Raw genomic sequence first — 11393 nt, 5'->3', positions numbered from 1 at the left:
GTGCCTCGACCTCGGCGGGGCCGGCCGAGGCGAGGATGACGTCGTCGACGCCCCAGTCGGCGTTGAGTGCGATCAGGCCGGCCCGCCGCCGAGCGTATCGCCGGTGCCCGGATCGCCCCGGTGATCATCCTGACCGCGTTCAGCCAGCGCGATCTGGTGGAGCGGGCGCGGGCGGCGGGCGCGATGGCGTACCTGGTGAAGCCTTTCCAGAAGAGCGACCTGGTCCCGGCGGTGGAGATCGCGCTGTCGCGTTACTCGGAGGTCGCGGCCCTGGAGGCGGAGGTCGCGAGCCTGACCGACCGCCTGGAGATCCGTAAGTCGGTGGAGCGCGCCAAGGGTGCGCTGATGACCACGTACGGGATGACCGAGCCGCAGGCGTTCAAGTGGATCCAGCGCACGGCGATGGACCACCGGATGACCATGAAAGAGGTTGCCGAGCGGATCCTCGCGGAGACCGCCGGTGGCGAGGTGACCCTCCCGGCACCCTGACCGGCGTCGATTCATGTCGCGGCGGATGGGGGCAGTGCTCGGCGTTCTCGCCGTGCTGGTGGCCGCCTGTCAGGCCTCGGCTTGTCCCGACTGCGAGGAGCCGCCGCGACCGGTCCGGCCGGCCTGGCAGCCGGTGGTCCTGCCGGAGACGCCGGGTGTGCCGGGTCGACCGGTGCTGCGCGACGCCACCGCCTGTGCCGGCCAGTGGTACGTGGTCGGGGGTGCGGTCGATCCGGCCGGGGAGACCCACCCGGCCGCCTGGACCAGCCCGGATGCCATGTCCTGGGTGCCGCTGCCGACGGCGCCGGTGACGTTCTACGGCCGACAGCACGTGCTCTCCGCTGCGGCCTGCCGAGACGGACGGCTGGCGGCGGTCGGGGCGAAGAACGGGGGCGCGCACGGCAATCCCCGCACCGGCACCTGGAGGCAGGCGTCGGACGGCACGCTGCAGGAGGTGGACGCGCCCTTCGAGCGGTACGCCGGGCCGCGAGCGGTCAACGTGGCCCGGTTGGCGGCGGGGCCGCGGGGCTGGTTGATCGCCGGTAGTCGGATCGACGGTGCGGCGGTCTGGATCTCCTCGGACGCGGCCGGGTTCGCGCTGGTGGAGGGCGCGCCGGAGCTGGCCGGTGACGAGCGGGGGCGGACGGCGGCGTACGACGCGGTCGCCGTTCCGTCGGGTTGGCTGATGGTGGGGTCGTTGCTGCCGCCCGGGGGTACGGCGCTGGTGCCGCTGGCCTGGTCCTCGGCGGACGGCCGGAGTTGGCGACGATCCGCCCTGCCGGTGGTGGACGGGCGGGGGCAGGCGCAACGGGTGGCAGTGGCTGGCGGCGTACCGGTGGCGGTCGGGCCGGTGCGGGCTGGATTCGGCAGTTGGCGGCTGACGACGCAGGGCTGGCGGCCGGCGGGCGGGTTCGGGGCGGTCGGACCGGGTGTGGCGTCGGCGGCCGGGCTGGTGGCCGTCGGGCAGAGGTTGGTGGCGGTGACGAGGGACGGGGACCGTCACGCACTGTGGCTCTCGGTCGATATGGGCGAGTCATGGCGGGCGGTGAGCATGCCGCGGCCCGTGCCGGACAGCGGAGATACTGCGGTCTCGGTGACCTCGACTGGAGATCGACTGCTGTTGGTGACCGACGATGGAAAAACGTCGCGTGCCTGGTGGGCCGGGGTGTCGGACCTTGATCGGTAGCTGACGGAAGCCCTCTGGTCGGTGCCGACGAAACGAAGGTGAAAAAGCTTCACACCCGAAGGTTCTTACAGGGATCGTTTCCAATCCGCCACGGCGTGTAACGGTTCGGTCAACCCGCTCGCTTGGGGCTTACGTCACAGCTCCACGGTGGGATAACGTCCGGCCCCAGACCGGCGACGACGGTCTGGTTCGTCCGCCCCCGCAAGGGCCAATAGCCAGCGGGTGGTTCGGACCATGGGACGAGGAGGGTTCGGGCCTTGAGGCAAAAGCTCGCGCGCGTTATCGGTGGGGTCGCCATGGTGGCGCTCGTCGCCGGCGGAACCGCATGCTCCAGTGGCGACGATTCGGCAGGCGGCGGCGGTGACGCCTGCGGCAGCAAGATCGCGTTCTTCGGCGCGCTGACCGGCAGCTCGGCCGCGCTCGGCATCAACGAGAACAACGGTGTCAAGCTCGCCGTCGACAAGTACAACAAGGAAAACGCCGACTGCAAGGTCGAGCTGGCCGCCCTGGACTCGCAGGGCAGCCCCGACCAGGCGCCTGGTCTGGCGCAGAAGGCGATCGACGACACCAAGATCCTTGGCATCGTCGGCCCGGCGTACTCGGGTGAGTCCGAGGCGGCCGGCCCGCTGTTCAACGAGGCCGGCCTGGTGACCATCACCCCGTCCGCGACCCGGCCGAGCCTGGCCGACCAGAAGTGGAAGACCTTCTTCCGCGCGGTCGGCAACGACTTCAGCCAGGGCCCGGCGGCCGGCAACTACATTAAGAACGTGATGAAGGCCGACAAGGTCTACGTCATCGACGACCAGTCCGCGTACGGTGCCGGCCTGGCCGACGAGGTCAAGAAGGTCCTCGGCTCGGCGGTCGTCGGCTCGGACAAGGTCCAGGGCGAGGGCAAGCAGGTCGAGTTCTCCGGTGTGGTCACCAAGGTCAAGGCCGCCAACGTGAAGGCGATCTTCTACGGCGGTTACTACCAGGAGGCCGGCCTGATCCGTAAGCAGCTCACCGCTGCCGGGGTCACCGCGCCGCTGGTCGCCGGCGACGGCGTCAACGACGGTGCGTACATCACCTCCGCCGGTCAGGCGGCAGCCGAGGGCACCATCCTCACCTGCCCGTGCCAGCCGGCCGCCGAGGCCCGGGGCACGTTCGTGCAGGAGTTCAAGGCGCTCCACGGCACCGACCCGGGCACCTACAGCGACACCGCCTACGACGCGGCGAACATCCTGCTGGCCGGCATCAAGGCTGGCAAGACCACCCGTGAGGGCCTGCTGGAGTTCGTGAAGGGCTACAGCGGCGAGGGTGTCGCGGCGAGCTACAAGTTCACCGAGACCGGCGAGCTGGACCCGGCACAGGTCAAGGTCTGGGCCTTCAAGGTCACCGGCGGCAAGGTTGTCCCGGACCAGGAGATCCCCAAGTCCTGATGTTGGTCGCTGCTACGGCGATTGAGTTGTGATCGCGGGTGCGGCCGGGAGCTGCTCGCTCCCGGCCGCGCCCCATTTTTCTCTCCAGACGTGATGGAGCGTCCCTCCCTTGGACTTCAATGGACTGTTCTCCAACTTCGGAGAACTCACCACGACCGGCCTGACCCAGGGCGCGATCTACGCCCTGGTCGCGCTCGGCTACACGCTGGTCTACGGCGTGCTGAGACTCATCAACTTCGCTCACTCCGAGGTCTTCATCGCCGGCGCGTTCGCGGCGATCTGGACCTGGAACGGCTTTGGACTCGACCAGAACTCACAGGTCAGCGGCATTGGATCGATCCTGTTCTACCTGCTGGTGGCGATGATCGTCGCCGCCATCGCCTCGGCGGGCACGGCGACGGTGATCGAGCGGGTGGCGTACCGGCCGTTGCGTAAGCGCAACGCCCCGCCGCTGGCCTTCCTGATCACCGCGATCGGTGCCTCGATCGCGATTTCCGAGGCCTTCGGCATCTGGACCCGCCGACTGCCGGAGGGCGCGCCCAGTCTGGTGAGCAGCAAGCCGCTGTTCCACCTCTTCGGCGTGCCGATCGACTCGGTGCAGCTGCTGACGATTGGCGCGGCGCTGCTGATGATGGTCCTGCTGGACCTCTTCATCAACCGCAGCCGTACCGGTCGGGGTATCCGGGCCGTGGCCCAGGACGCCAACACCGCCGCGCTGATGGGTGTGAACAAGGACCGGATCATCCTGATGGTCTTCATCACCGGTGGTGCCATGGCCGGCGTGGCCGGTCTGCTGTACGACGTGCGGATCCAGACCCTGACCTACAGCGTCGGCTTCCTGCTGGGCCTCAAGGCCTTCACCGCCGCGGTGCTGGGTGGTATCGGCAACCTGCGCGGCGCGCTGATCGGTGGCCTGCTGCTGGGCGTGGTGGAGAACTACGCCGCCGGTCTGTTCGGCAGTCAGTGGAAGGACTTCGCTGCCTTCGCGGTGTTGGTGGTGCTGCTGATGTTCCGGCCGACCGGACTGCTGGGCGAATCGCTGGGGAGGGCACGGGCATGACGACCGTCCTGGAGAGGGTGCGTTCCGGCCGCGAGGCGGCCGGAGAACGGTGGCGTGGCGCGCCGCGCTGGGTGCGCTGGGCGCTGCTGGTCGCGGTGATCGCGTTCTTCTACGCGCTGCCGAACAGGGAGTTCTACCAGTATCTCGGGCCGATCCCGACCCCCGGTGCGAACTTCACGCAGGTGCTGTTCACCGTCTCGATCTACGTGCTGCTGGCCGTCGGGTTGAACATCGTGGTCGGTTTCGCCGGCCTGCTCGACCTGGGCTACTTCGGCTTCTTCGCCGTCGGCGCGTACACCGTCGCGGTGCTGACGTCGCCGAGCAGCAACCTCAAGACGCTCTGGCCGTGGCTGCTCGTGGTGCCGCTGGCGATCGGGCTGACCATGCTCTCGGGTGTGATGCTCGGTACGCCGACGCTGCGTCTGCGCGGTGACTACCTGGCGATCGTGACGCTCGGCTTCGCCGAGATGATCCGGATCGCCGCGGTCAGCTCTGAGTTCCTCAAGGGCCAGCGGGGCTTCAACCAGATCCCGCACCCGCCCGGCAAGTACGCCGACGGCAAGCCGTTCTTCGGCGTGCTGGACGCCCGTCCGTACTACTGGCTGGTGCTCACGCTGATCATCCTGGTGGTGATCGGTGTGCGGAACCTGACGCACAGTCGGGTCGGTCGGGCCTGGATCTCGATCCGGGAGGACGAGGACGCCGCGCAGCTGATGGGTGTGCCGACGTTCAAGTTCAAGCTCTGGGCGTTCGCCTCGGGTGCCGCGATCGCCGGCCTGGCCGGCGCGCTCTTCGCGGGTAAGCAGAACTTCGTCAACTCGCAGAACTTCGAGCTGCTCAACTCGATCATCATCCTGGCGGCGGTGATCTTCGGTGGTTCGGGCAACATCGTCGGCGCGATCGTCGGTGGTGGCCTGGTGGCGTACATGATCGAGCGGTTCCGCGGCATCGAGCTGTTCGGCGTGGAGCTGTACGAGTACCGGTTCCTGATCTTCGGTCTGGTCCTCGTGGTGATGATGATCTTCCGGCCGGAAGGCCTGATTCCGAACCGACGACGGGCGGCGGAGTTCAAAGACCGTCGCAAGGAGGTGATCGTCGGTGAGTGACACCGATCAGACGCCGGCTGTTCCGGCGCAGGCCGGCGCGCCGGCGGTGGAGGCGGTCCCCAGCCGGGAGCCGCTGCTGGAGGTCGACGACGTCACGCTGCGCTTCGGCGGCGTGGTCGCGCTCGACAACGTCAACTTCACCCTCTACAAGGGGGAGATCCTCGGGCTGATCGGCCCGAACGGCGCTGGCAAGACCACCTGCTTCAACGCGATGACCGGCATCTACCAGCCCACCAAGGGTGAGATCCGGTTCCGTGGCGGCAAGATCAGCGGGAAGAAGCGCCACCAGATCACCCAGATGGGTATGGCCCGGACGTTCCAGAACATCCGCCTGTTCCCGGAGATGACCGCCCTGGAGAACGTCCAGGTCGGCGCGGACGCGCACCACAAGACAAGCGTGCTCTCCGCTCTGTTCCGGTTGCCTCGGCACCGGCGCGAGGAGCGTGAGGGACGGGAGAAGGCCGAGCGGCTGCTGGAGTTCGTCGGCATCCGGCACCGGCTGCACGAGTTCGCCCGCAACCTCTCCTACGGGGAGCAGCGGCGGCTGGAGATCGCCCGGGCGCTGGCCACCGATCCGGTGCTGCTCTGCCTGGACGAGCCGGCCGCCGGCTTCAACCCGGCGGAGAAGGAGGAGCTGCTCCAGCTCATCCGGCAGGTCCGGGACACCGGCGTGACCGTGCTGCTGATCGAGCACGACATGCGCCTGGTCATGGGCGTCACTGACCGGATCGTCGTGCTGGAGTTCGGAAAGAAGATCGCCGAAGGGCTGCCCGCCGAGGTGCGGGACAACCCGAAGGTGGTCGCGGCGTACCTGGGGGTGCCGGACGATGTTGCTTGAGATCGACGATGTGAGCCTGCTCTACGGGCGGATCCAGGCGTTGCACGGCATCAGCCTGACCGTGGCCGAGGGTGAGATCGTCGCGCTGATCGGCGCCAACGGCGCCGGGAAGTCGACCACCATGCGGGCGATCTCCGGGATTCGGCCGATCGCCACCGGCAGCATCCGCTTCGAGGGTGAGGACATCTCCAAGCTCCGAGCCGACCTGCGGGTCCGGCGGGGGCTCTGCCAGGCGCCCGAGGGCCGGGGGATCTTCCCCGGCATGTCGGTGCTCGAGAATCTGGACATGGGGGCGTACACCCGGCGCGACCGCGCCGGAATCGCCGAGGACCTGGCCCGGGTGCTCGACCTCTTCCCGCGGCTGGCGGAGCGACGTAAGCAGGCCGGCGGTACCCTGTCCGGCGGCGAGCAGCAGATGCTGGCCGTCGGCAGGGCGTTGATGAGCCGGCCGAAGCTGCTGTTGCTCGACGAGCCCTCGATGGGTTTGGCACCGATGCTGATCCAGCAGATCTTCGACATCATCAAGGAGATCAACGAGCAGGGCACCACCGTCCTGCTGGTGGAGCAGAACGCGCAGCAGGCGCTGGCCCGAGCGCACCGGGCGTACGTGCTCGAGACCGGCAGGATCGTCAAGACCGGAACCGGTGCCGAGCTGCTGCACGACCCGGCGGTCAAAGAGGCATACCTCGGCGTGGCCTGAGCGGCCGTCACACCCCTCACGCAAGGAGTGCAGAAATGTTCAATACCAACGGTGCCCGGCGGGCGGCGCTCGGTGCCGCCAGTGCGGCGCTGATCGCCCTCTCGCTGACGGCGTGCGGGGAGAAGGAGAACAGCGGCTCGCCCGGTGCCGGCCCGACCGTCACGGCGGCGGCCGACTCGGCGCTGGCCGGAAAGGTGCCCGACGCCATCAAGGCCGACGGTGTGATCAAGGTCGGCACCGACTCGACGTACGCCCCGGCGGAGTTCCTCGACGCCGACGGTAAGACCGTGGTCGGCTTCGACGTCGAGCTGTTCAACGCGGTGGCGCAGAAGCTCGGTCTCAAGGCCGAGTACGAGTCGTCGCCGTTCGACGCGATCCTGCCCGGTGTCGACTCCGGCAAGTACGAGATCGGCGTGTCGTCGTTCACGATCAACGCCGAGCGTCTCAAGAGCGTCAACATGGTGAGCTACTTCTCCGCCGGCACTCAGTGGGTGACCAAGGCCGGCAATGCGGCCAAGATCGACATTGACAACGCCTGCGGCAAGAAGATCGCCGTGCAGACCGGCACCGTGCAGTTCGACGACATCACCGCCCGGTCGAAGAAGTGCACCACCGGCGGCAAGCCGGCGATCGCCATCGACCAGTACCAGGCGCAGAGCGACGCCACGGCCGCCGTGTTCAGCGGCAAGAACGACGCCATGCTGGCCGACTCGCCGGTCGGGGCGTACGCGGTGAAGCAGAGCAACGGCTCGCTGGAGCTGATCGGCGACATCTACGAGTCCGCCCCGTACGGCTACGCCGTCAAGAAGGACCAGACCGCCTTCGCCGAGGTGCTCAAGGAAGCCGTCCAGGCGGTCATCGCTGACGGCTCGTACCAGACCGCGTTGAAGAAGTGGGGCGTCGAGGGCGGCGCCATCACCTCCTCGGCGCTGAACCCCGCCAGCTGACGCATGTCGTCGGAAACGGACACAACCGAACGGGCACGGCCGGAACCCATCCAGGCCGTGCCCGTCCGGCATCCCGGGCGTTGGGTAGCGGTCGCCGTGATCGGGGTGCTGGTGGCCATGTTCGTCCACCTGCTGGTGACGAACAAGGCGTTCAACTGGGCGTTCATGGTCGACGAGATGTTCCGGCCGCCGATCATGGAGGGTCTGCGCGGCACGCTCGCGTTGACCGTGCTCGCGATGCTGATCGGCGTCAGTCTCGGCGTTGTCGTCGCCATCATGCGGTTGTCGGAGAACCCGATCCTGCGGGGCGTCTCCTGGGCGTACACCTGGTTCTTCCGGGCCGTGCCCCGGCTGGTGCTGGCGATCCTCTTCGGCAACCTCGGCATCCTCTGGGCCCGGATCGAGTTCGGCCTCCCGTTCGATCGGCAGATCGGCGCGCTCTTCGGCGTCGACGACTTCGAGGCACGTCTGTTCGGCTTCTCCGCGCTGGAGATCCTCACGGGATTCGTCGCCGGCATGCTGGCGCTCGGGCTCTCCGAGGCGGCGTACATGGCCGAGATCGTCCGGGCCGGGATCCAGTCGGTGGACGAGGGGCAGACCGAGGCGGCGCAGGCGCTGGGCCTGAGCCGTACCCAGATCCTGCGCCGGATCGTGCTGCCGCAGGCGATGCGGGTGATCATCCCGCCGACCGGCAACGAGACCATCGCGATGCTCAAGGACACCTCGCTGGTGGCCTTCGTACCGGTCTCCACCGAGCTGTTCTTCCAGCTCAAGGCCGTGGGTAACCGGACCTTCCAGGTCTTCCCGATGTACGTGGCGGCCTGCCTGTGGTACCTGCTGCTGACCAGCGTGCTGCTCGTCGGGCAGTACTACCTGGAGCGACACTTCTCCAGGGGGTTCGGCAGGAGCGCCCAAGCGAAGATCAGACTGCGCGGGATCACCGCTGAGGCCGGCGGCAGCGCGAGCGAGGCGGGTCGGTGATGACGCAGGTGACGACATCGGCGGAGGCCGCGGAGACGGCCGCCGACGGCGTGATGGTCCGCGCCGAGCAGGTGCACAAGTCGTTCGGGCCGGTGGAGGTGCTCAAGGGCATCGACCTGGAGGTCCGCAGCGGCGAGGTCTGTTGTCTGCTCGGGCCCTCCGGCTCGGGCAAGTCGACGTTCCTGCGCTGCATCAACCACCTGGAGAAGATCAACGCCGGCCGGATCCGGGTGGACGGCGACCTGATCGGCTACCGGGAACGCGGTGGCAAGCTGCACGAGATGCGGGAGAAGGAGATCGCCGCCCAGCGCCGCGCCATCGGCATGGTGTTCCAGCGGTTCAACCTCTTTCCGCACATGACCGCCCTGCAGAACGTCGCCGAGGCGCCGGTGCTGTTGGGCCGGGAGCGCAAGGCCGCCGCCCGGGAGCGGGCCGCCGCGCTGCTCGAGCGGGTCGGGCTCGGCGACAAGCTGGGCAACTACCCTGGGCAGCTCTCCGGCGGGCAGCAGCAGCGCGTCGCCATCGCCCGGGCGTTGGCGATGCAGCCGAAGCTGATGCTCTTCGACGAGCCCACCAGCGCGCTGGATCCGGAGCTGGTCGGCGAGGTGCTCGACGTGATGAAGGACCTTGCCCGCGACGGCATGACGATGATCGTGGTGACCCATGAGATCGGCTTCGCCCGGGAGGTCGGCGACTCGCTGGTCTTCATGGACGACGGTGTGGTGGTGGAGTCCGGCGCGCCGCGCGAGGTGATCGCCAACCCCCGGCACGACCGGACGAAGGCGTTCCTGGCCAAGGTGCTCTGAGTCGGTGCCCGGCGCGGCCGTTCCGTTCGGCCGCGCCGGGCGTCGTGCCGGTGTCCCGTCCTGTCGTAGCGGCGGACTAGAGTCGCTGCCGTGACAGCTACGACGCCGCGCCTGCTTCTCGTTGACGGACATTCCATGGCATATCGGGCGTTTTTCGCCCTGCCCGTGGAAAACTTCTCCACCACGACGGGGCAGCCGACCAACGCGGTGTACGGCTTCACCTCGATGCTGATCAACGTGCTGCGCGACGAGCAACCCACCCACATCGTGGTGGCCTTCGACGTCTCCCGCCACTCCTTCCGCACCGACAGGTACGCGGAGTACAAGGCCGGCCGCAGCGAGACCCCGACCGACTTCAAGGGCCAGGTCAGCCTGGTCAAGGAGGTCCTGGCCGCGCTGCAGATCCCCGTGGTGGAGAAAGAGGGCTTCGAGGCCGACGACGTCATCGCCACGCTCGCCTGCCAGGCCCGCGACCAGGGCATGTCGGTGCTGATCAGCAGCGGTGACCGCGACGCGTTCCAGCTGGTCGACGATCAGATCACCGTCCTCTATCCGCGCAAGGGCGTCTCCGACCTGGCCCGGATGGACCCCGCGGCGATCGAGGCGAAGTACGGCGTTACGCCACAGCAGTACCGGGACCTCGCCGCGCTGGTCGGCGAGACCAGTGACAACCTGCCCGGCATCCCGGGCGTCGGCCCGAAGACCGCCGCCAAGTGGATCACCACGTACGGCGGGGTGGAGGGCGTCATCGCCCGGGCCGACGAGATCAAGGGCAAGGCCGGCGACAGCCTGCGGGAGCGGCTCGCCGACGTGATCCGCAACTACGAGATCAACCGCCTCGTCTCCGACCTGGAGCTGCCGCTACGCCCGGAGGACAGCCGCTGGACAGGTTGGGACCGGGAAGCGGTGCACCAGGTCTTCGACACCCTGGAGTTCCGCATCCTGCGCGACCGCCTCTATCAATACCTGGAGGCGGTCGAGCCGGAGGCCGAGTCCGGCTTCGACCTCACCGGCGAGGTGCTCACCGAGCCCGGCGCGCTGGCCGGGTGGCTGACCACGCACGTCCCGACCGGCACCCCGGTCGGGTTGGCGGTCAAACTCGACACCGGCCCCAACCGCCGGCACACCGCCTCGATCACCGGTCTCGCGCTGGCCACCGCCGGCGGCGCGGCGGCCTGGCTCGACCCGGCAAGGCTCGACCCGACCGACGAGGGCGCCCTGGCCGGCTGGTTGGCCGACGAGCAGCGCCCCAAGGTGCTGCACGACAGCAAGCCGGCCGTGCTGGCCTGCGCCGCGCACGGCTGGCAGCTCGCCGGCATCGTCCGGGACACCCAGATCGCCGCGTACCTGGCCCGCCCCGATCAGCGGTCCTACGACCTGACCGACCTGGCGCTGCGCTACCTGCACCGGGAGCTGCGGGTGGACGTCCCGGAGTCCGGCCAGCTCACCCTCGACGGCCTCGGGGACGAAGGGGTGGTCGAGCAGAACCTGATGCTCCAGGCCCGCGCCACCCTCGACCTGGCTGACGCGATCGACGCCGAGCTGTCCCGCGACGGCGAGCAGTCCGCCCGGCTGATGGCCGGCGTGGAGCTGCCGCTGATGCGGGTGCTGGCCACCATGGAGAGCACCGGCATCGCCGCCGACACCGACTATCTCTCCGAGCTGGAGGCCCACTTCGCCGCCGAGGTGAAGGCCGCCGCGCAGGGCGCGTACGAGGCGGTGGGTCGGGAGTTCAACCTCGGCTCGCCCAAGCAGTTGCAGGAGATCCTCTTCACCGAACTGGGTCTGCCGAAGACCAAGAAGATCAAGACGGGCTACACCACCGACGCCGACGCCCTGCAGTGGCTCTACGCGCAGCAGCC

10 protein-coding genes and 2 pseudogenes are annotated in these 11393 nt (G+C 68.7%); 11 read left to right on the top strand and 1 reads right to left on the bottom strand.

From position 1 onward, the window contains the following. Window positions 1-82: pseudogene (locus tag ABZ749_RS17910) on the bottom strand (DNA-binding response regulator); the annotation flags it as partial. A 2-nt stretch (window positions 83-84) separates the two neighbouring features. On the opposite strand from ABZ749_RS17910, the pseudogene ABZ749_RS17905 reads away from it, so the two are divergent. The 11 genes and pseudogenes from ABZ749_RS17905 to ABZ749_RS17855 all read left to right on the top strand — a co-directional run. After that, window positions 85-489, top strand: a pseudogene (locus ABZ749_RS17905) (ANTAR domain-containing protein); the annotation flags it as partial. Between the two features lie 13 nt (window positions 490-502). After that, window positions 503-1675 carry a hypothetical protein gene (locus ABZ749_RS17900; RefSeq protein ID WP_357229021.1) on the top strand — a complete coding sequence of 391 codons (1173 nt, stop codon included), beginning with the start codon at window positions 503-505 and terminating at the stop codon, window positions 1673-1675. 257 nt (window positions 1676-1932) lie between these two features. Next, entirely contained in the window at window positions 1933-3093 is a 1161-nt protein-coding gene (locus ABZ749_RS17895; RefSeq protein WP_355007600.1) for a branched-chain amino acid ABC transporter substrate-binding protein, read from the top strand. 109 nt (window positions 3094-3202) lie between these two features. Further along, the gene (locus ABZ749_RS17890) at window positions 3203-4153 is read left to right on the top strand and encodes a branched-chain amino acid ABC transporter permease (protein WP_091407906.1); all 951 of its coding nucleotides are present in this window, start codon (window positions 3203-3205) and stop codon (window positions 4151-4153) included. Further along, window positions 4150-5259, top strand: a complete 1110-nt coding sequence (locus ABZ749_RS17885) for a branched-chain amino acid ABC transporter permease (protein WP_091407909.1) — start codon at window positions 4150-4152, stop codon at window positions 5257-5259. Before ABZ749_RS17890 ends, ABZ749_RS17885 begins: the two co-directional genes overlap by 4 nt. Before the next feature lie 46 nt (window positions 5260-5305). Then, window positions 5306-6097, top strand: a complete 792-nt coding sequence (locus ABZ749_RS17880) for an ABC transporter ATP-binding protein (protein ID WP_167493670.1) — start codon at window positions 5306-5308, stop codon at window positions 6095-6097. Continuing rightward, a complete protein-coding gene (locus tag ABZ749_RS17875) occupies window positions 6087-6797 on the top strand; it encodes an ABC transporter ATP-binding protein (protein ID WP_355007597.1) in 711 nt (236 codons plus the stop codon). Before ABZ749_RS17880 ends, ABZ749_RS17875 begins: the two co-directional genes overlap by 11 nt. 35 nt (window positions 6798-6832) lie before the next feature. Further along, window positions 6833-7744, top strand: a complete 912-nt coding sequence (locus tag ABZ749_RS17870; protein WP_357229019.1) for an ABC transporter substrate-binding protein — start codon at window positions 6833-6835, stop codon at window positions 7742-7744. Window positions 7745-7747: 3 nt separating this feature from the next. Beyond that, the gene (locus ABZ749_RS17865) at window positions 7748-8725 is read left to right on the top strand and encodes an amino acid ABC transporter permease (protein WP_355007595.1); all 978 of its coding nucleotides are present in this window, start codon (window positions 7748-7750) and stop codon (window positions 8723-8725) included. Beyond that, window positions 8725-9531: an amino acid ABC transporter ATP-binding protein gene (locus ABZ749_RS17860; protein ID WP_355007594.1), complete on the top strand. Its 807-nt coding sequence runs from the start codon at window positions 8725-8727 to the stop codon at window positions 9529-9531. The genes ABZ749_RS17865 and ABZ749_RS17860 overlap by 1 nt, the downstream gene beginning before the upstream one ends. 90 nt (window positions 9532-9621) lie before the next feature. Continuing rightward, the coding region (locus ABZ749_RS17855) for a DNA polymerase (RefSeq protein ID WP_357229015.1) at window positions 9622-11393 on the top strand (1772 nt) is incomplete at its 3' end.

The organism is Micromonospora sp. NPDC047753, from assembly GCF_040642735.1.
In the GTDB taxonomy this organism is placed as follows: Bacteria; Actinomycetota; Actinomycetes; order Mycobacteriales; family Micromonosporaceae; genus Micromonospora.
This window is presented reverse-complemented; position numbering and strand designations above follow the sequence as displayed.

Coding starts and splice junctions, on each gene's coding strand:
- ABZ749_RS17865 (WP_355007595.1), top strand. CDS start 7,748: ATGTCGTCGGAAACGGACACAACCGAACGGGCACGGCCGGAACCCATC.
- ABZ749_RS17875 (WP_355007597.1), top strand. CDS start 6,087: ATGTTGCTTGAGATCGACGATGTGAGCCTGCTCTACGGGCGGATCCAG.
- ABZ749_RS17860 (WP_355007594.1), top strand. CDS start 8,725: ATGACGCAGGTGACGACATCGGCGGAGGCCGCGGAGACGGCCGCCGAC.
- ABZ749_RS17870 (WP_357229019.1), top strand. CDS start 6,833: ATGTTCAATACCAACGGTGCCCGGCGGGCGGCGCTCGGTGCCGCCAGT.
- ABZ749_RS17900 (WP_357229021.1), top strand. CDS start 503: ATGTCGCGGCGGATGGGGGCAGTGCTCGGCGTTCTCGCCGTGCTGGTG.
- ABZ749_RS17885 (WP_091407909.1), top strand. CDS start 4,150: ATGACGACCGTCCTGGAGAGGGTGCGTTCCGGCCGCGAGGCGGCCGGA.